At 36.6% G+C, this 18901-nt stretch carries 23 protein-coding genes and 1 pseudogene; all 24 read right to left on the bottom strand.

All coding sequences use genetic code 11. From position 1 onward, the window contains the following. Positions 1-2: 2 nt before the first annotated feature. A complete protein-coding gene (locus tag VQL36_RS05470; protein ID WP_349248342.1) occupies positions 3-1748 on the bottom strand; it encodes a terminase large subunit in 1746 nt (581 codons plus the stop codon). Further along, positions 1745-2074: a hypothetical protein gene (locus tag VQL36_RS05465; RefSeq protein ID WP_349248341.1), complete on the bottom strand. Its 330-nt coding sequence runs from the start codon at positions 2072-2074 to the stop codon at positions 1745-1747. Before VQL36_RS05465 ends, VQL36_RS05470 begins: the two co-directional genes overlap by 4 nt. 160 nt (positions 2075-2234) lie before the next feature. After that, complete coding sequence (locus VQL36_RS05460; RefSeq protein WP_349248340.1) at positions 2235-4295, bottom strand: right-handed parallel beta-helix repeat-containing protein; 2061 nt, start codon at positions 4293-4295, stop codon at positions 2235-2237. 160 nt (positions 4296-4455) lie between these two features. After that, positions 4456-5139 carry a hypothetical protein gene (locus tag VQL36_RS05455; RefSeq protein ID WP_349248339.1) on the bottom strand — a complete coding sequence of 228 codons (684 nt, stop codon included), beginning with the start codon at positions 5137-5139 and terminating at the stop codon, positions 4456-4458. 1 nt (position 5140) lies between these two features. Further along, complete coding sequence (locus VQL36_RS05450) at positions 5141-5953, bottom strand: terminase small subunit (protein ID WP_349248338.1); 813 nt, start codon at positions 5951-5953, stop codon at positions 5141-5143. 151 nt (positions 5954-6104) lie between these two features. Beyond that, on the bottom strand, positions 6105-6359 hold the full coding sequence (locus tag VQL36_RS05445; protein WP_349248337.1) for a spore germination protein: 255 nt from the start codon (positions 6357-6359) through the stop codon (positions 6105-6107). Between the two features lie 30 nt (positions 6360-6389). Next, a complete protein-coding gene (locus VQL36_RS05440; protein ID WP_349248336.1) occupies positions 6390-6704 on the bottom strand; it encodes a hypothetical protein in 315 nt (104 codons plus the stop codon). Positions 6705-6724: 20 nt separating this feature from the next. Beyond that, positions 6725-9730 (bottom strand): peptidase G2 autoproteolytic cleavage domain-containing protein, encoded by a 3006-nt coding sequence (locus VQL36_RS05435; protein ID WP_349248335.1) that lies wholly within the window; start codon positions 9728-9730, stop codon positions 6725-6727. 273 nt (positions 9731-10003) lie between these two features. Next, positions 10004-10477 carry a hypothetical protein gene (locus VQL36_RS05430; protein WP_349248211.1) on the bottom strand — a complete coding sequence of 158 codons (474 nt, stop codon included), beginning with the start codon at positions 10475-10477 and terminating at the stop codon, positions 10004-10006. Positions 10478-10663: 186 nt separating this feature from the next. Continuing rightward, positions 10664-11134 carry a hypothetical protein gene (locus VQL36_RS05425; RefSeq protein ID WP_349248334.1) on the bottom strand — a complete coding sequence of 157 codons (471 nt, stop codon included), beginning with the start codon at positions 11132-11134 and terminating at the stop codon, positions 10664-10666. A gap of 21 nt (positions 11135-11155) precedes the next feature. Then, positions 11156-11581, bottom strand: a complete 426-nt coding sequence (locus VQL36_RS05420; protein WP_349248333.1) for a hypothetical protein — start codon at positions 11579-11581, stop codon at positions 11156-11158. Between the two features lie 17 nt (positions 11582-11598). Beyond that, a complete protein-coding gene (locus tag VQL36_RS05415; RefSeq protein WP_349248332.1) occupies positions 11599-11883 on the bottom strand; it encodes a hypothetical protein in 285 nt (94 codons plus the stop codon). Then, positions 11876-12241, bottom strand: coding sequence for a hypothetical protein (locus tag VQL36_RS05410; protein ID WP_349248331.1), 366 nt, complete (start codon positions 12239-12241; stop codon positions 11876-11878). The genes VQL36_RS05415 and VQL36_RS05410 overlap by 8 nt, the downstream gene beginning before the upstream one ends. A gap of 20 nt (positions 12242-12261) precedes the next feature. After that, positions 12262-13069 (bottom strand): annotated as a pseudogene (locus tag VQL36_RS05405) (DNA adenine methylase). A 13-nt stretch (positions 13070-13082) separates the two neighbouring features. Next, positions 13083-14522, bottom strand: a complete 1440-nt coding sequence (locus VQL36_RS05400; RefSeq protein ID WP_349248330.1) for a DNA cytosine methyltransferase — start codon at positions 14520-14522, stop codon at positions 13083-13085. Further along, positions 14500-14934, bottom strand: a complete 435-nt coding sequence (locus tag VQL36_RS05395) for a RusA family crossover junction endodeoxyribonuclease (protein WP_349248329.1) — start codon at positions 14932-14934, stop codon at positions 14500-14502. Before VQL36_RS05395 ends, VQL36_RS05400 begins: the two co-directional genes overlap by 23 nt. Continuing rightward, complete coding sequence (locus VQL36_RS05390; protein ID WP_349248328.1) at positions 14931-15200, bottom strand: hypothetical protein; 270 nt, start codon at positions 15198-15200, stop codon at positions 14931-14933. Before VQL36_RS05390 ends, VQL36_RS05395 begins: the two co-directional genes overlap by 4 nt. 26 nt (positions 15201-15226) lie before the next feature. Then, entirely contained in the window at positions 15227-16222 is a 996-nt protein-coding gene (locus VQL36_RS05385; RefSeq protein WP_349248327.1) for a DnaD domain protein, read from the bottom strand. A 103-nt stretch (positions 16223-16325) separates the two neighbouring features. Further along, positions 16326-16622 (bottom strand): HNH endonuclease, encoded by a 297-nt coding sequence (locus tag VQL36_RS05380; RefSeq protein WP_349248326.1) that lies wholly within the window; start codon positions 16620-16622, stop codon positions 16326-16328. Positions 16623-16626: 4 nt separating this feature from the next. Continuing rightward, positions 16627-17016 (bottom strand): hypothetical protein, encoded by a 390-nt coding sequence (locus VQL36_RS05375; protein WP_349248325.1) that lies wholly within the window; start codon positions 17014-17016, stop codon positions 16627-16629. A gap of 12 nt (positions 17017-17028) precedes the next feature. Beyond that, the gene (gene ssb / locus VQL36_RS05370; RefSeq protein ID WP_349248324.1) at positions 17029-17430 is read right to left on the bottom strand and encodes a single-stranded DNA-binding protein; all 402 of its coding nucleotides are present in this window, start codon (positions 17428-17430) and stop codon (positions 17029-17031) included. A 2-nt stretch (positions 17431-17432) separates the two neighbouring features. Next, positions 17433-18077 carry an ERF family protein gene (locus VQL36_RS05365; RefSeq protein ID WP_349248323.1) on the bottom strand — a complete coding sequence of 215 codons (645 nt, stop codon included), beginning with the start codon at positions 18075-18077 and terminating at the stop codon, positions 17433-17435. A gap of 1 nt (position 18078) precedes the next feature. Continuing rightward, on the bottom strand, positions 18079-18627 hold the full coding sequence (locus VQL36_RS05360; protein WP_349248322.1) for a host-nuclease inhibitor Gam family protein: 549 nt from the start codon (positions 18625-18627) through the stop codon (positions 18079-18081). Positions 18628-18630: 3 nt separating this feature from the next. Further along, positions 18631-18882 carry an AbrB/MazE/SpoVT family DNA-binding domain-containing protein gene (locus VQL36_RS05355; protein ID WP_349248321.1) on the bottom strand — a complete coding sequence of 84 codons (252 nt, stop codon included), beginning with the start codon at positions 18880-18882 and terminating at the stop codon, positions 18631-18633. Between the last annotated feature and the right edge of the window lie 19 nt (positions 18883-18901).

The raw sequence follows: 18901 nt of genomic DNA, 5'->3' as shown, positions 1-18901 counted from the left end.
CATCACCTCCCTACTAACGACAAAAATTCAGTGCGGTTGTCAATATATACTCTATAAACAATAACTTTCGTAACCGCACCATCTATTTTCTGATCCTCTTTGCCTTGAACCTTAACCGGCATCATATCCATTTTTGAATTTAGCTTTAATGCAGTATTTTCAAGACACCATTTATCAACTGGGTTGTTGTTATAAACGATTAGATTACTTTTCAAATCTGCTTCTACTAACTTCATAGGTTCCGACATGCTCCCAAATTCTTGAGCTACTCTAACGCAATCGAATCCAAATTCATCCATTTCTTTAGCCCAATAAACAGCCGACCATTTATCGTAGCCTGTCTTAAATACTCTGATTCCATAATCCTTATACAATCTCACAAACCAATTTGTAACCAAACTAAAGTCATTCTCATTTCCTTCAGACACTTCTATATAGCCCTGTTTTATCCATCCTTCAAATCTTTCACGATCTGTTTTTGATAAATCATTGAGTTTAGATTCTGGAATGAAGTATTTTTGATACATATATTTCTTTTGACTACCAGGTTTCATCATCAGAATTCTTGCACTGGCCAAATCTCCTGATTTAGAGAGATCCACTGCTCCTATAGCAAAAGAGTTTCGAAAATCTTCTATATCAAAAGTCTCTTCATTTACAATGTCCTCTGTAGTTAACCATGCTGTAGCATTATTTTGTTTAATGTTGAAATCTTTCGATAAAACAAATACTCGCATAGACTTACTAGTTTTAGCTTCATCAATCATCTTTTTCAAGAAACTTCTTTTCTTTATGACTCCTAGACCTGGATTAGATTTAACCCAAGTGTTTTCAACCTGCCATACCTCTTGTTCATTGTCTTGTGTATAAAGCCAAATTAACCAACGAGGTCTATCAAGTTCCCCGTCCAGTACTTGTCTAGCTTCAACCATTCTCTCGTCTAAATACCCATCATTAACAACCCCTTCCGTTGTAAGTTCGATGTAAAGGGGTTCATCTTGCGTCGATACAGCTTGACGAATTGGCATGGTTGAAGTGTTGTCTTTCAATTCATGCACTTCATCAACTGCCCCGACTTTAATGTTTTTTCCTTCTTTTGCTCCTGTTTTTGCAGATATCTTCTTGATTTGACCTTTGTTCTTATAACTGAACTTCCCTTTTTTCTTTGGTCTTTTTGGATTCCCGAAGAAAATCCCCTTGATATTGCTCCTTGTTCTTTTCTCTAGGGAACTGCTTTCCTCTCGCATCGAATCAATGGCCTGAAACATTAAATCTGCTTGCTCGTAGTCGTTGCTTGAACATAAAATCCTAGTACCTAATTCACCACAAAAAAACTCAGCTAGACAAAGCGCTGAGATTAGTGGTGTTTTACCGTTTTTCCTTGCAACCAAAAAAAGAATATCTTGATAGAGTCTTACCCATCGATTAATTTCATCATCATAAATTTTAAAAATATATATTGCTTCAACAAACGCTTTTTGAAACAACTCTAAAATAAATGGTTTTCCTGCAAATGGAGCTTCAAAATGCTTACACTTTGTTTCTATAAACTTAATCCTTTTATGTCCATCTTCAAATTCTATTTTAATTTCAGGATCATCAAAATGTGAAAGTAGTTTATCCAGCATTAACATGAGTTCATGACCGATCAGGATTTCACCTGACTTACATTTACGGATATATTCCAATAAGTGAGAGTGAGTCCCATTGTACTCAGTCTGAATAACGTTATAAGGATAATTATTCATTCAAACTCATCCATATCATCGTCTTCATCTATAACATTCTTTTGAAGAACCCCACTCAGTGTTTTAATAGCTACAGCATAACTATTAATGTTTTGTCTGTATTGTTTAGCAGCTTCTACAGGCTTTTGAAGTTCTGGACGTTCTGGGTGAACCTTAACCATGCCTGTTTTCAATAACACTTTTTTAAGAACGGAATTTTCCGCTTTGAGATATGCAGCATCATCAATCAAACCTTCAACTAACTTCCTTTTAGATTCTTCAACATCTTTGAATATATCGGTTAATTTCTCATGTTCTCTCTTATAAATTTCCCTTTTCGTATCCATTCAAAAAACCTCCAGTCAATTTCAAAATTTTAGGTCTGTGTGTAAATTGTGTGCACAGTACGGTCATTTAGCTGTATAGTCTTAAAATCTAATGGGGGGGCCTCAACAAAAAGAAACTAAAATAAACCATTGAATGAACAACGGCTTATAGCTTTCATATTTAACAATTTTCACAAAGTCCATCAGGAATACTCGTTTGACATTTGTTTTCATCAATAATACTGTTTGTACCTTGGTCATTAATATCTAGATTGTTTCCTATTAAACAATTGGAACGGACTTTGTTATTATCTCCTAGTATCAATATACCTTCTTGTGAATTGTTTATTATGGTATTGTTGTCAATGATATTGAAATCATCAAAAGGTCTAATTCTTATTCCTCGTGCTCCATTGTTCTTTATGATATTGTGTATAATTCTATTGTTATCTTCTTGAATAAAGATTCCATCACGTTCATTATTGCTGCAAATATTTCCCCAAACTAAATTATTACTATCTTCTACATCAATTCCATCACGGTTATTATTACATGCTTTGTTCCAAAGGAATAAATTGAAATCACGCTCTGCTTCAATACCATCCTCATTATTTAATACACAATTACTAATAATAAAATTATTTTCGCCAGCCGGCTCTATTCCTTCAAGATTTCCATCACAAAAATTATGAAATGCCAGGTTAAACTCACTCTGATTAAATCTTATACCCTCTAAGCTATTTCTATTACACTGACTACAAATGATATAGTTGTGATCGCCGTCTACTGAAATTCCCAAACCATTATTTCCACTCGAATCGCAATTCATGATCATATTTCGTTCGCTTAATCCCGTTATGAACATACCATCGTTTAAATTTCCAAACACAGTTACACAATGTAGTATATTATCACTAGTATTAATTCGTATTCCAGAGCTATCACAATTTTTAACGGTTAAATTTTCTATGGTCACAAAAGAAGACTCATCAATATTAATTCCTATTCCACCTAGACCTACTCCATCTATGATCGTTTTTCCTTGTCCAGCACCGATGATGCGGATGCGATCTTTCCCTAGAGCAATATTGAGGATTTCAGGAAATGTTCCTGCACCTACTCGAATTGTAAAACCTTCAGTTGTTGTCACAGCATTAATGGCAGCTTGAATACTCTCACCTTCATTTACTATCACTTCATTATTTATTTGACATAAACCCGCTGGATCACTCGTTCTACATTTGTTGTTGTCAAATAACGTATTCATCCCTTCATTATCTATATCTGGAGTATTACCTGCTAATTTATTAGATCGGATGACGTTATCAATAGAATTTGGATTAATTAGTATTCCTTGATTTGTATTATTTTCAATACAGTTATTGTCTACTATATTCCCATTTCCATTAATCTCAACTCCGTTAAATCCATTTCCTACGACTTTATTTTGGATCATCTGATTATTGTTCAATGCAATAATTCCAATTCCATTATTACACTTCACTTCATTGCCCCAAAGAAGATTTTCATTATTATTGAGTTCAAATCCATTACCACCATTAAGTAGCGATTTGCACCACAAACACAAATTTCTATTTGAGTCTATATCATAACCTTCCTCTTTATTTTTAACCGCCTGACAGCATATAAACATATTGAATTCATCAACAAAGTTTACGTCAAAACCATCGTCACCATTCTCTTTTGCAAGACATAAATACAAAAAGTTATTGGAGCCTTCCAAATCATATCCATCATCTAAATTTCCAACGCACTTGCATTTGACCATATAATTATGATTTCCATTCACTTCAATTCCATTTATGAATGGATTTACATCGCTTGAATTGAAACTGGCTTCCGAGTCAATAATTAAATTCCTTTCAGCCTCTATGTCTATTTCCATTCCATTGTTTTGATTATTTTGTGATTTTACTTGATTTATGATATTATCACTTGTTTGAATCAAAATCCCTCTACCTTCAAAATTTTGAACAGTAATCTTTTCAAGTGTAACCATTGATGAATCTTGTATATCTATACCATTAACCACTCCTAAACCTGTTCCGTCTATAATTGTTTTTCCTATCCCTGCTCCTATAATTCGGATGCAATCCAACCCTGTTCCTATTGTTATTGATTCATTACAGGTAGTAGCTGCTACTCTGATGGTATCCCCAGCACTTGCTACTGCCAATGCGGCATTAATCGTCGGCTGATCTGCTGGAACGTTAATGACCATGTTGTTCACTCCTCACCATTTTTTCGAAATCGTTTATGATAGCATATTCGCGAAATCATAAATTGGATTGGACGGATGCATAAAAGAAAATTTAATCATGAAAATATAGGTTGTTATTCATAGTCCCTCATCTCTAGAAGATGATTTAATAACCTCCTCCTTATTCAGTATAATAATCAAACCAATTCTCAATGTATCCTTGCCATTCATCCTGCCTGTATTGTCTTTCTTCATCTACTGCTAAACGTTGTAAGCATTCCTCTTTACTCACATCTAGGAATATAGGTTCAGCACCTAAATCATTTACAACCTTCTCTCGCTTATACTTATCTGCATACCCTCCTATGATCCAAGCGTTATGCCATTTACCATGCCTTACTTTGATGTTGTCTAGTAGTTGGTTGTATATCCCTCTTACGTTCATCAAGAGATTGTCAGGCTTATCAAAAAAAGGTTGCATCGATACAGCAGAATATAACATATCCATATCAACGACAAGATCCCCTCTTATGGCTCTTTCTTTTACAAACGTTGTCTTCCCTGATAGTGGTGGACCATATACCAGGTAAACTTTCTTTTCTGCCTTATATCCAAATCGGTGATGCACTAAGTTATGGCAATCAAAGCACACTAAGTCTACTAACTCAGGGTTTAAGCTTATGTTGTGATCATGTACATTCTCAGGTATAAGTTCTACTTTGTGGTGTCCTATAAGGTCTTTTGATTTTGCTATGATCTGATTACACCTTGAACATGTATTCCCTCGTTCGTTGATTAAACCTAATCTGAAAGTGACCCACTTATCCGAATTATAAAACCGCTTTAATACTTCATGTTTAGCCATGCTACCACACATCACTCTCCTGTTGTTTCTCTCTTAATTCCACTATTCGTTTATCTAGTTCGTATTTCTTCTGATCCAACTCTGATTTTGCAGTTTCTAACATTCTCTTATGCTGATCTGGTAATAGATCAAAATACTTTTCTAGTTTCTCTAAGGCCTTCATTTTATCGTGGAGTTTGATAGAGATACCGTCCTTACTTTTCTTCACTTCACTGATCATTCTTCCATCTACTTGGTCCATGTCTTTAAAGTAGACCTCATTTGATGATTGCAGCATTGGAACGATGTCCTTAACACTTAGATCTGAATTCAGAAGTGCTTCGACATTTCCTGTGACAATGTCTTTTCTAAAGAAAGTGATAAAGTCTGTTATATCCGCAAAAGCGATTTTAATATATTCATTTAAGACATCCATTCCATCTAAGAACACTTCTTCAACCATGGCACCTTTTAGACGTTTAATTTCTTGTGAAACCTTAACATTTCTTAACTGTCTATTACCTTCTACATGTGCACTATCTGCCGCATACCCTGCATTGATAGCTGCTTGGGTTGCATTGAAGGATTTAACATAGTGAATACAAAAAAGCCTTTGTTTATCGGTTAATTGATCCGATTCAACTAGGCTCTTTACTGCTTTATTTTTCTTGGATGCATCCTTTGCAACCTTTTTCTTTATGGTTGCATCCTTCTTCCACTTTTCTCTGCTCTTTCTACTCTTTAAAGTACCGAGTTTAAGATTATGCTTCTCAGCTAAGTCCTTTAAGGTGATATCTGTTGTTTCATATTCTTTCCTTATTTCTTCCCAATTCATTTACGTCATCACCCCACCTCCAAATATTGGTTTGAGTTTGTTTTTGTAGACATAATAAAAAGCACTACTATGAGTGCTTAAAGGAATCTAATATAAAATTTATTTTTTCTTTTTTGCCATTATTCAGCAACTCTAATAACAAAACGCCATTTTAAACAAATAAAAAAGGAAACACATTATCCTCGATTCCAAAATTATCTTGAGTATCATCTTTTATATCAGCATCAATTGTATTTGTTGTGCTCACAAAATTATTCGTTCTTGGTAAATCTCCTCTATTAAAACAACCACTACCAGCATATGCTTTTGTGTATTCTACAGGTGTGATCTGAACTGAATCTCCTGCACGTACTTTACTTCCACCCGAAACATTAATGATTTTGGCAACACCTAATATTGATGGCATATCTTCCACCTCTTTTAAATGGTTTTACTTTTAAATTCTATCTTGTAATCTTTTTATTGATTGTTCACTTCGCTCTTCAACTCTTTGAATGAGCTCATCTATTCGCTTACGTCTCTTTTCTATACGTTCTTTACTCACTTTTGAATCTTTCATTCTTTCTTCATATTTATCCATAGAACTTTTTAGTTCTTCAATGATTTCTTTCTTTCTGTCCTTTTCTCGAGCCATGACTTCTGATAACTCTTCTCTTAACCGTTCTCTTCTATTTTCCATTGTTTTATGATCTCTGGTTTTATCCTTTGCTCTTTCTAACAACTCTTCCCTTAACTTTTCTCTGCTTTCCATTAAACAGCTCTCCTTTGATGTTAATTTATAATAATTAAAATTTGGTCTTCATCTGTTCGTTCTATCACTCGATAACCACTATGAGCTCTTGTGGCAATTCCATCAGCGTTAGGTTTACAATATCCATCTACTTCACATGTCCCGTCGTCTCTTACTAATAATTGTCCAACTAATCCAACAGCTTCCCATTCTGGTCTTTTTGCTCTTGGAACATACTGTTGATCTGGATCATATTCTGGATTTAGCTTTTGTCTTTTTTCGATTCGCTCAGGTGAGATGATGTTACCCTTATCATCTTTTTCCGCTGGAATGGTCACCTCTTCATATAACACTCGACCCCATCTATCTGTCATAAAACGCTTATTCCATTCATAACCCGAACTACCTGCTAAGAAACCAGGGACAGCACTGGTTACACCTAAAATATAATTATCTTTATCAGAAGCTCTCCTTATTTTCTTTCCTTCCATTGTGACAAAATATCCAACATCAATGGGTTTACCGTCCAACGTTTCAAATAGTTCAGCGAAATCGCATCCTCTGCCTGAAGTAATTTCACCTGCAAAACATGCATCTCCTGTGTTTCCGTTAATAAGAGCCATTAAAGTATCATTCACTAAATGCCAGGAGTTATCTTCAACCGCTTGACCTGAACGTCCCATAATATGCGCATTTACTCTATTATTTGTATCTGTACCATTTCCCTCAGCATGAGAGCATTCGCCTGAGGCAATTGTGTTACAACCTTCGGCGTGGGAGGCTAATCCTTCCGCTCTTGTATTGCTTCCTTCGGCGTGAGAGCAATCATCTAAAGCTACCGTATCACAACCTTCAGCATGAGAAGCAAAGCCTTCCGCTCTTGTATTGCTTCCTTCGGCGTGAGAACAATCTCCTAAAGCTACAGTATTACAGCCTTCAGCATGACTACTGAAACCCGTACTTTCTGAAAAGAAACCCTCAGCATGAGATTGTGTACCATTGGCAATTGTAAGGGCTCCCTCTGCATGAGAACGAAGACCATTCGCTTGTGTTCGAAATCCTTCCGCATGGGAACTATCTCCTAATGCGTCTGTATCGCTACCTTCCCCATGGGATGCAGTTCCAAAGGCCATAGAACCCTCACCTTCAGCATGAGCGTTTATACCTCGAGCATTTGTATTCCTACCTTCAGCGTGAGAACATTCTTCAAAAGCCACAGTGTTACAACCTTCAGTATGAGAAAAATTTCCATTCGCTTGTGTTCGAAACCCTTCAGCATGAGAAGAATCGCCCAATGCCTCTGTAGCATCACCTTCAGCATGACTACTGAAACCCGTACTTTCTGAAAAGAAACCTTCAGCATGAGATTGTGTGCCATTAGCAATTGTAAGGGCTCCCTCAGCGTGGGAACGAAGACCATTCGCTTGTGTTCGAAATCCTTCAGCATGTGAGTCATTTGCTAATGCATTCGTTGAATTTCCCTCAGCATGAGCATTATCTCCTTGGGCTGTGGTTGCCTCTCCTTCTGCGTGGGAACGAAGACCATTCGCTTGTGTTTCAAATCCTTCGGCATGAGCATTATCTCCTTGGGCTGTGGTTGCCTCTCCTTCTGCATGAGAAGCTTCGCCTATGGCTTCTGTTAAAAATCCTTCAGCATGAGAAGCTTCGCCTATGGCTTCTGTTAAAAATCCTTCAGCATGAGACTGAGCACCATTAGCAATTGTAACAGCCCCCTCGGAATGGGAAAAATCTCCAAATGCTTCGGTAGCATTGCCTTCAGCATGGGAGCACTCACCGGAAGCAATCGTATTACGGCCTTCGGCGTGGGAGGCTAATCCTATGGCTTCTGTTAAAAATCCTTCAGCATGAGAATTAATTCCCTCGGCTCTCGTTCTCTGTCCTTCGGCATGAGAATTATCAACAAAGGCTATTGTATTGCGTCCTTCAGTATGAGAATTATCTCCTAGAGCTCTCGTTTCGTTTCCTTCGGCATGGGAGGTTAATCCATTGGCTAGTGTTAAAAATCCTTCAGCATGAGAATTAATTCCATCGGCCATCGTTCTAAATCCTTCGGCATGACATGCATCTTGAGTAGCTCTTGTAACGCGTCCTTCCGCATGAGAAAAATCTCCTTGTGCAAACGTTACACTACCTTCCGCATGGGAACGAAGACCATTCGCTTCTGTTCGAAATCCTTCCGCATGTGAAAAATCTCCACTGGCTATTGTATCTATTCCTTCTGCATGAGACTGTTCACCAGAAGCAACTGTATTTGTTCCCTCTGCATGCGCACCAATACCCGTTGCCATCGTCCCTTCTCCTTCGGCATGGGAATTATCTCCTTGTGCAAGTGTGTCTCTACCTTCGGCATGGGAATTATCTCCTGTTGCTTTCGAGTTCCGCCCTTCAGCATGCGCGTTTTCTCCATCCGCCTGTGTAATATATCCTTCCGAGTGGCTATTTAATCCTCTAGCAAGAGAACCTAATCCCTCAGCGGTGGAATTATCCCCTTGGGCTACGGTGTCTCGATTTTGCGCATGGGCATAATCTCCACTAGCTGTCGTATTTCTTCCTTCCGAATGGGAAGCTTCACCTTCAGCATCCGTTTTAGTTCCCTCTGAGTGTGAGTAGCTTCCTGATGCCGTAGTACAATCTCCTTCGGAATGGGATTGAAGCCCCTTCGCTTTTGAGTTTGTTCCTTCCGCATGGGAAGCTGTTCCAATCGCTTGAGTTCCCTCTCCTTCCGCATGAGAGTTATCTCCTTGGGCTACGGTGTCTTTTCCTTCCGAATGGGAAGCATCACCGCTAGCTGTGGTATTTCTGCCTTCTGTATGAGATGCATCACCACTCGCCATTGTGTTTCTGCCCTCAGAGTGTGAGGCATCTCCACTTGACATGGTATCTCTTCCCTCGGAATGAGAATTTTCCCCACTTGATCGTGTACTTCTACCTTCAGCAAGAGAGTTGTCACCACTAGCTACCGTATTTCTACCTAACGCTGTGGCGCAATCTCCTGGTGCTTCACGGTTACATTTTTTACTATCCATTTATTCACATCCTTATTGTTAAAAAATCATAGTTAAATGACCCTATCACAAAATATGAAGTCATTAGCCTAAACGAGTGGGCATCTACCTATGAAAATTAATTTTTATTAGAAAATGTGAAGTAGTTTAATTATAAGAATTTCTGTTCCTTTTTATCATCCTGCTTCCCTCCCCTAGCACAATGGATGATATTTTCCCAACAAAAAAAGAACGCATTTCTACGCCCTTTCTGTTAACCGTTTAATCATAAAATTTTATTTTTAAACTTTAGTTCTATATTGTTATTACTGTGGCTTTAAGACTTCTAGAGCCAGCAAAGATAGAATTCACACCGAAGAATGATAAAAATGTACATCTAAGATCATACTTATTGATTCCAGGATCCGGATCTTCATCTACTAAAGGAAAGTTTGGAAAGTTTGTATGTCTAAATTCAATAGAATTAGGTTTTGCATAATCCATTTCATCATTTATTGTTGCAATGGTAGTGCCATTTCGCAAGATCTCATATTTCACTTCAAAAGATATAGAATCAAGTCCTGGATTACCTATAACAGCAATTTGGGTCATTGAATCAATTGATACTTGAGTTTTCTGTGGTTGTTGGACACAAACATCAACTGTAGCTACAACCACAGGAACTTCATCAGGATCAGGAAAGGGAAGTTCGATTGATCCTTCACCACCATATGGGTTCTCTACCGAAAAACTTTGAGCTACTACAAAAGGTCCTTTGTTTAATCCCATAATCTTACCTCCCAACTCATTAAACTATCTTATATCTTATGAACAATCTAATGAAGTTGCTTGGACTCTTATCTATGGGCTGGAATGGAAAAAGAGCGCTTATGTGCGCCCTTTCTTTATATCTCATAATATAATAATACTATGGTTTAACCGTCAGTTGACCGTCTAATTACCGTCAATTTACCGTCAATATTTCCACTCTCTTTCTAATACTCCCCAAAGTTTTAATGTGTTAGTTACTGAAACTAACCCTTCTGTCAATCTCCGATCAAATGTTTTTGAGCTTACAGAGTAAGGCATGAAATTCATAGCTTCTTTGTAGCTGTATCCTCTCATATGTCTATAGTACATTGCTTTCCGTTCTTCTTCGTCTATAATTAAGGCTACAGCCCTTTCAATGGCTTCAGTAAGGATTTTATATTCCAAGTATATCAACCGTCTTTTCTCGTCAAACACTACAGTATTAGCAGTCTTATTTGAATAGTATTCCTCGTTACTTTCCTTTTTTGCTGTTTCACCTTCAACATCCGTCTGGTACATATCGACAGCATGTTTTTCATAGTCTTTCATTAAGCTTTTCATATCAGGGTACTTTTTTAGGTAAAATTTCGTTTGTTCTTTATCTTGTTCAGTGATACTTGGAAATAACTCTATCATTTTCCCACCCCCAATGAGCGCTTATTCTTTTGATTTCTCCTTATCTCGAAGTCTTTTTTCAAACCTCTCATTAACCCATCCCGACAACTCTTCAAAACGAAATCCTCGGTTACAATTCGGACATCTAGGAATCATTTGTTCGCCACGTCTTTTACGGTATTGTCGTTCGAGATTTTTAAATACAACCATATGCGGTTTATAATTAGTGATCTGCTTTCGTTGCTCTAATAGATGTTCTGTCTCTTCTTGTAGACGTTCTCTGTGTGCTGCTAAGTAATATAAGGCTTCAAATGGATCTTCTTGAGCTCCGCATTGGCAATGTACTAAACGATTTCTTGTATCTACTACAAAATGTTTTTTTCTACATTTGCATTTTTTATCTGCACTTCTATTAACGCGGATGGTATCCAAGTTAATTATTTTGTCAGGTAACTTGTCCATTTCCATTCCCTCACCTTCTTGTTTTAATGAATATCTGTTTCGCCATAATCTCCTAAGGCTTTATCAATTAAATCTGCAGTTGTTTTAATAGTTATTATCTTTTGTATTCGTTCTATCGTTTTATGAAAATCATCTTCTGGTATATCCAGTATTGCGATTATTAAAAATATTAATTGAGCTCTATCTCTGTTGTTATCCACTTTCCTTGTTTCTTTATATTTATTAAGTGCAGTTTTCAATTGTTGTGTTTCTTTAGGTAGTTCTTTATTTTCAATCAATAACAAAACATCATTTGTTATATCACCCAACCTCTTTCACTCCTTCCAAAGCTTCCAACAAGCGTAAAGCATCAACCTGAGTTCCCTCGAAGTTCCTTACTCTCTCCCTTAATACACCATCTATGGGACCCCATAGAACGAATTTTCCATATTCATAGTTATCTGCATAACCTCCGTTAAATGCTAAGGCTATAGTACAAAAGAATGCTTCGTCTGCTGCATTGTCTATTTCTTTATTTGTTACACCTACATCATTTAATCGTTTGCGGTTTTCTTCATTGTTTTCTACTAAGATATAGGCATCTTCTCCACCAGATTGTTCATAAACTTCAAAACTATTAAATACATCTAATACTGCTTGTTTATCTTTAATTGTTAACTCTCTCATTGTTCTTACCCTCCTATTATTTAAAACTCAAACATCACTTGTTGACCTTGTGCTGCTACTTCATTAATCCATAACACTTCTGTTCTTTTAGCTCCTGCTTCAGCAGTTGCGGCAAATGTTTCTCTTTTCCAATGCTTCAGTTTTTCGTCATATAGTGGATGTGCGTACCCACTTAGTAAAACAGGACCTGGATGTTTAACCAACAAATCCAGTAATTCCATGTGGTCCTCAATTTTCATTTCATGCTTATACATTCTCTTTGATCTTGTTTCCAAAATGTACGGTGGATCCGCATATATTAAAACTTTTGGATGCTTATATCTTGCAATCAACTCAGTTGCTAATTTATTTTCAATTTGTGCTTCTTTTAATCTCTCAGCTACTTTTGAAATTTTTTCAGGAATCCTAGCCCATTGTTTTGTTTTCGAAACAGTAGGACTAGTTACAATGTTGTTCCTCCAGCCAGTTCGGTCCGATGTTTTAGCTCCTATAGCTTGAAAGGTTCTAACAAGAAATCTCCTAGCATCTTCAAAATCATCCCCTGTTTGGAATTCAAATGAGTTGTAATATTCCTCTCTAAGACATTGGTGTATATTCAATCTTTTCAGCTAGTTCATCTGGATGGTCCCGGATCACTTTAAACAGGTTTACAACACTGCTATCCAAGTCATTGATAGTCTCTATCTTTGATGGCTTTTTATTAAAGAAAATCGCTCCTGATCCAAAGTATGGTTCCAAATATGTTTCATGTTCCGGAAAGTGGTTAATGATCCAATTCGTCATAGACCACTTGGATCCGGGATAATGTAATATTCTTGGTATTCCCAATGTCTAACCCTCCTTAATTCGCTATAGCTGCACTTCTATAACACAACTCAGGACAATTGGCTCTTACAAGAGCATCTGCAAATGGTGGTGGTACTGCATTGCCACACCTTGCAATCTGTGCTGTTTTTGTGTATTTATTACCTTCATAATCTCGATCTATGATGTATCTTTCAGGAAATCCTTGAGCTGGGAATAATTCATGTGGTTGCAGCATTCTCATACCTATATCAACTATTTGATGATTTTGCCCTTTAACTTTGACTAAACCGAATCTATCTTTTGTTGTAATGGTATGGATTGGATCATCTAAAGCCTGTCCAATGTCAGAACCATAATATTTTGTAAGGAATGCCATCACTAATGCGTTATGATCTACAGTTGTAACGGTTGACAATGGTTCTGTCATCCCTGTTCCTGCACCTGTATATCCTCCACCATAATGTTTTGCTATAAAGGCGGTTACTAGCGAAAATCTATTTGCTGTACTGACAGTGTGCAGTGGTTCTTGAACATTTTGACCCCTAACCCCATTTTCAGTTGTTTCAGTGTAATAAGTAGATATGAATGGTGTAACTAAACAGTGTTCAGCTTTTGTTGTAATTGTCGTTAGAGGTTTATCTATCTCGTATTGCAATCTATCTCCCCCAAACCCTGTATGACCAATCCGTACTATGAATGGTTTAGGATTATTTATAACAAACTTCTGCATTCCTCTTGCAATTCTACGCATTGTATTTTCTGCAAGTGGTCTTTTCCTTTCAAATATTGAAGGACAAGGTAATGACCAATCAATGATTTCTGCAGTTGTACGCCAAGGTAATAACTTACCTGTTAAGACTTCTTTGCTTTTTGGATCACCATGAGTAGGTTTAGCCCATACAATCGGTCTGCCATCACATCTAGCTATCATAAACAGGCGTTTTCTTTTTGTTGGAGCGCCATAATCACATGCTGTTAATTCTCTCCACTCTACCTGGTACCCTAACGATTTAAGAGAATCAACGAATGAATAAAACGTTCTTCCCTTCGCATCTTTTATTGGCATTCCACTATCATCTAATGGACCCCATTCCTTAAATTCTTCTACGTTCTCCAGAATGATAACTCTAGGTTTAACAGCAATCGCCCATCTAACTGCTATCCATGCTAATCCTCTAATATTTTTCTTTCTAGGTTTTCCACCCCTAGCTTTACTATGATGTGTACAATCAGGACTAAGCCAACACAATCCAACCTTGCGACCTCTTACAACCTTTTTAGGATCAACGTCCCAAACATCCTCGCAATAATGTTCCGTATCTGGGTGGTTTGCTTTATGCATCGCTATAGCAGCAGGATCATGATTGATTGCTATATCTACACTTAAACCAGTTGCCATTTCAATTCCTGTAGAAGCTCCTCCCCCACCAGCAAAATTGTCAACTATGATTTCACGAAACAAATCTAGTTGCATCACCTAGCCTCCTAATCTCAATTACCACTCTCGGATATTCGCTATAAAATTTACTAGCATGTAATTCGACAACCTTACTATCATCCGTCCATATCACTTTATTAAGAGCATCCTTGATAGCTTTAACATAATTGTCTATGTCTGGTTTGGTTATTGGTCTTAGTTCTCCATCCTCTATTTGCTTTCTCTTGGCTATAGTAAAGTTTTTTGGTATAGACCTATAAAAAGTGATTCGAAGCAACAGAGGGCAATCTAGTAAAGTCTCAGGTGCATATTGTTTAGCTTTCATTGCTACAAGTTGTTTGAAATATTTTGATTTATCAGGATCATACAATCTAGGTTTTCCGTTCTTGGTTGTTACTCTAGGTCTTGCTTGTGCAACTGGTTCCTCATTTACTACAAACTTAATCAATCCGAATCACCTTCTTTCATACCTCCTAAACCAATATCTATAAATACATTTCGTAAACCATCAAAATCATTTAATATTGCATTTCCGTAACGTTGCATTTGGTTGAATAATTCATATTTTTTACTAATATTTATTTCATCCCCGACCTTCAAAGTCTGCCTGTAATCTGTGGGGTTTTCGGTAAGTAGCCTTAACTCTTTATCTGTAGTCTTAACTATAAGTTCTCTTTCATCACCAGTTACTTTCCCTTGACCTATGATTTTCATATCCTCACCCTTTCCTTAAACGATTATTAAAACGGTCTATCGTCATCAAGATCTATTCCTGCTGCTACTGGTGCATTATCCCATTCATCTGCTATTTTCTTTATTTCGTCTAACTGTTCTTGTGTAAATTCTGCATCTGAATTTTCCGTATATTGTATGATCGGTATTTTAGGTTTTTGATGTCCATAATTCCATCTTTGTTGTTGATTTCGATTATTCTTTTTGTTTTCAAATTCCTTTTGCAACGCTTCACAATCTTCAAGTGTCCTTGCATTTTTGCTATACCACTCTTTTAAAATCCCTTTTATAAATCCCATGTTTCTTTTATTCCGATCAACTGCTATTTTGATTGCTTGAATGATGACTCTATGATCTCCGTTAAAATCATCTAACCAAATATTTAAATCATCTGAGACTGATGAACTTAATATTCCGATTTCATTTTGATAAATTTTGAAGCAATTCTCGTCTGTTGTAGTAGTAGTTGTATTATTGCTTTTCTTTTCTTTACTTTCTTCTACTACTATTTCTTTTTCTTTACTTTCCTTTACTTTCTTTTCTTTTACTTTCCTTTCCTTTAATGCTTTGCCTTCGCTATGCGTTTGCATTGCATCTGTATTGCTATCCTTGTCGTCTTGCATAGAACCCTTGTTGTTACTGGCTTTATCCCATCGCTTTTTAGCCGCCAATTTTGCTTTTTCTGACTTTTTATCTTTTTCACTCATTCGTTTTAACAAGGAGTCACTCCATATAAATTCATCATTTTCAACCAGTAAATCGAACTCATTTATGCAATCATTTAAAAAGTTTTGCGCTTCTTCTACTGTGCATTGCATTTGCATTGCTAACGCATTGCATAAGTGTTTAGATTTTCTAAGCTTGTATTGCGTTTGCTCTCTTAGAAATTCAATAAGTACCCAATACCGTCCATAACCTTCCATTCCATAAACGCTTCGCATTGCCAATATCTTAGGGTCATGGCGTGCATTTGCATCGTGTGAAAAGTAATACGCCTCTTTCATTTATTTCATCCCCTATGCGGATTTTCTTTTAAACTCTTGAATATAAAAACCTATCATCCATTTGAATAGATATATTGGGTTATGCATAATGCCCTCCTCAAACTCAAACCAAATACCTTAATCTATAACCTTCAAACCATCGTCTACCTTCATTAGACGTATGCGCCCAGCTATGGCATTTCCTACAGACACAAACTCCGTTATCAACCGTTCCAGGACCTCCTTGAGACTTGAATATAATATGATGGATATCATGATAGGAATGTCCACAATTCACGCATAAGGCTCCATCACGTTCAACAATGGTTCTCTTCGTGTTAGTGTCAAACTTCCCCCTTGCCCCTCGTTTTGGTGTTCTTCTACGATGTTGAGGTTTAGGGGCAGGATAAAACCCACCCATATGATCAACCTCCATTTTGACTGTTCTCAAAATCAATTCTCATTTTTAGTTTTAAAGCATGTATCTCTTCCTGTGTGCTACTAAAGGCATTTCTCCACCGTTGCATCATCTGATATGCTTCTGCTTCTTTCTCTCTTAAATCTTTAACTGCTAACTCCGCATGGGCTTTTTTAGGTGATTTAGCATTGATTTCAGCGAAAGAGTATTCATACTTTCTTTGAGCATATATGCGCTTGTAATCTCCATCTAATTGACTAGATACTCTACCTATAAACACCAAACATCTTGCTAATATTTCAATCTTTTTTAAAAGAGCTCCTGGACTATCTTCTATTAATTTATCTGCTTTATTGCGTAATGTTGTAATCTCTTTAATATGTGCATCTAAGTCCATTAGTCCACCCTCCTAGAACGGTAAATCATCATCACTTAACTCGATAGGTTTACTATTACCGTCAGTGAAATTACCAACTTCCTCAGCTTCACTTACGTCCTTATGTTCAAGAAACCTAACACTCTCTGCCACTACCTCAGACACATACACTTTTCTACCTTCGTTGTTCTCATAGTTTCGTATCTGTAATCTTCCATCTAACCCGATTAATCTACCTTTTCCCAAGTAATTAGCACATGTTTCAGCTAACTTTTTCCAAGTTACAATCTTGATAAAATCCGTTTCTTTTTTTCCGTTATTACTAAAAGATCTTTCTACAGCTAGTGTAAAATTACACGTTCCTATTCCGTTTGGTGTATACCGCAGATCAGGATCTTTTGTTAATCTCCCGATTAAAATAACCCGATTTAACATCCTTATGCCCCTTTCTTCTCTTGTGCTTTTTCATTCAACTTTTTAGTAAATGTCCTCTCGAAGTTTGAAAGAGATTCTATATCTACCGTTTCATAGGTTGTACTTTTCTTTTTAAGCCACTCTTTAAACTGTTCTGTAGACTTCGCTTTGTCTTTTTCTTCGCTCAATGTCTGCCACTTAATCAATACACTGTTAAGCTTTTTCTCTCGTTCTTCAGCCTGTTTCTTTTGTTTTTCATCTAATTCAGCAGAAGAAACTTTGTCCGGATCTTCTCCTGTTGGAATAGCGAATGAACGCAAGAATAAATACTTAAATGCGTATGTCATGGCTTTTCCTACGCCTTTATCTTGTGTATCGGCACCAGTCCCAGAACTTACTATAATTTCATATTGCCCTGACTCTATATCAATGATTTTGTATTTTGTATCAACGGTAGAAATAGTACCTTCTCTCTTATGATCCTGCTCTATTGGAAGCACAATCAACTTATTCTTGATTAGTTCAGCTCTAACAGTAGTAGTCACTTTCTCTTCAGATATAGCTTTATAATTTTGCTGTCCAAATTTAACATGATCATCCTTCTTTAAATAATCTATAGCGCTCATAACGTTGAATATCTTTTGGTATAACTCTGTTTTATCGTCCATACTACACCTCCACTTTAATCTCTACGATGTCTGGGCGTTCCTCTACAACAATGCCATCTACAACTTGTCCATTTTCGTCATACACTTTACCTTTAGAAACCTTAAATCGTTTTTTTATTTCCGTCTTTATCGGTTCATGCTTAATTCGAATTAATTCAGAGTGTTCAAGGTCTAAATATTTAAGCAGCTCTTTATCTTTATAAATCCATTTTGCTTGTTGCTTTCGAAAACCAACTTTTCCATATGGTGTTTTTTCGCTTGTAAATTTAGGATCACTCTCTCTACGAACAACCGCATATTCATTGATTAATGATTTAAAGAATGATTCCGATTGTTCAATACTATTAAGCTCCGATTTTCGATAATCTTCTATTCTTGTTACCTCTTCATCAGCTAAATTATTAACGTCATTTTTTTTAGCTGCTAATGCTGATAACATTCGCATAGCCCAAGATAATGAACCTAAATCAGTGATTTTAAATCTATTTTCTTGTTTCATTCCTTCTATTGTTTCTAAATCATTCTGAACCAACGGATTTACTAGATTCATATTTTAAGCACCTGCCTTTTCTACTACACTTGAAACACATTTATGACATACCTGTTTACCATTCAGAACTACTTTTATATCTAATTCACCGCAAAATTCACAACCTGGTGCATATTTCTTTAATACAATCGAATCTTCAGTAGTAAATATCTCCATAGGATCTTTTTCTGCGATACCAAGCGTTCTTCTTAACTCCATAGGGATTACTACTCTTCCTAATTCATCTATTTTTCTTACCATTCCAGTTGCTTTCATAAATAACATCCACCTTTCA

Source organism: Chengkuizengella sp. SCS-71B, assembly GCF_040100845.1.
Classification (GTDB): domain Bacteria; phylum Bacillota; class Bacilli; order Paenibacillales; family KCTC-33759; genus Chengkuizengella.
Note: the sequence above shows the minus strand (reverse complement) of the source record. Positions and strands in the feature narration are given on the sequence as shown.

Coding starts and splice junctions, on each gene's coding strand:
- VQL36_RS05470 (WP_349248342.1), bottom strand. CDS start 1,748: ATGAATAATTATCCTTATAACGTTATTCAGACTGAGTACAATGGGACT.
- VQL36_RS05465 (WP_349248341.1), bottom strand. CDS start 2,074: ATGGATACGAAAAGGGAAATTTATAAGAGAGAACATGAGAAATTAACC.
- VQL36_RS05460 (WP_349248340.1), bottom strand. CDS start 4,295: ATGGTCATTAACGTTCCAGCAGATCAGCCGACGATTAATGCCGCATTG.
- VQL36_RS05455 (WP_349248339.1), bottom strand. CDS start 5,139: ATGGCTAAACATGAAGTATTAAAGCGGTTTTATAATTCGGATAAGTGG.
- VQL36_RS05450 (WP_349248338.1), bottom strand. CDS start 5,953: ATGAATTGGGAAGAAATAAGGAAAGAATATGAAACAACAGATATCACC.
- VQL36_RS05445 (WP_349248337.1), bottom strand. CDS start 6,359: ATGCCATCAATATTAGGTGTTGCCAAAATCATTAATGTTTCGGGTGGA.
- VQL36_RS05440 (WP_349248336.1), bottom strand. CDS start 6,704: ATGGAAAGCAGAGAAAAGTTAAGGGAAGAGTTGTTAGAAAGAGCAAAG.
- VQL36_RS05435 (WP_349248335.1), bottom strand. CDS start 9,730: ATGGATAGTAAAAAATGTAACCGTGAAGCACCAGGAGATTGCGCCACA.
- VQL36_RS05430 (WP_349248211.1), bottom strand. CDS start 10,477: ATGGGATTAAACAAAGGACCTTTTGTAGTAGCTCAAAGTTTTTCGGTA.
- VQL36_RS05425 (WP_349248334.1), bottom strand. CDS start 11,134: ATGATAGAGTTATTTCCAAGTATCACTGAACAAGATAAAGAACAAACG.
- VQL36_RS05420 (WP_349248333.1), bottom strand. CDS start 11,581: ATGGAAATGGACAAGTTACCTGACAAAATAATTAACTTGGATACCATC.
- VQL36_RS05410 (WP_349248331.1), bottom strand. CDS start 12,241: ATGAGAGAGTTAACAATTAAAGATAAACAAGCAGTATTAGATGTATTT.
- VQL36_RS05400 (WP_349248330.1), bottom strand. CDS start 14,522: ATGCAACTAGATTTGTTTCGTGAAATCATAGTTGACAATTTTGCTGGT.
- VQL36_RS05390 (WP_349248328.1), bottom strand. CDS start 15,200: ATGAAAATCATAGGTCAAGGGAAAGTAACTGGTGATGAAAGAGAACTT.
- VQL36_RS05385 (WP_349248327.1), bottom strand. CDS start 16,222: ATGAAAGAGGCGTATTACTTTTCACACGATGCAAATGCACGCCATGAC.
- VQL36_RS05380 (WP_349248326.1), bottom strand. CDS start 16,622: ATGGGTGGGTTTTATCCTGCCCCTAAACCTCAACATCGTAGAAGAACA.
- VQL36_RS05375 (WP_349248325.1), bottom strand. CDS start 17,016: ATGGACTTAGATGCACATATTAAAGAGATTACAACATTACGCAATAAA.
- ssb (WP_349248324.1), bottom strand. CDS start 17,430: ATGTTAAATCGGGTTATTTTAATCGGGAGATTAACAAAAGATCCTGAT.
- VQL36_RS05365 (WP_349248323.1), bottom strand. CDS start 18,077: ATGGACGATAAAACAGAGTTATACCAAAAGATATTCAACGTTATGAGC.
- VQL36_RS05360 (WP_349248322.1), bottom strand. CDS start 18,627: ATGAATCTAGTAAATCCGTTGGTTCAGAATGATTTAGAAACAATAGAA.
- VQL36_RS05355 (WP_349248321.1), bottom strand. CDS start 18,882: ATGAAAGCAACTGGAATGGTAAGAAAAATAGATGAATTAGGAAGAGTA.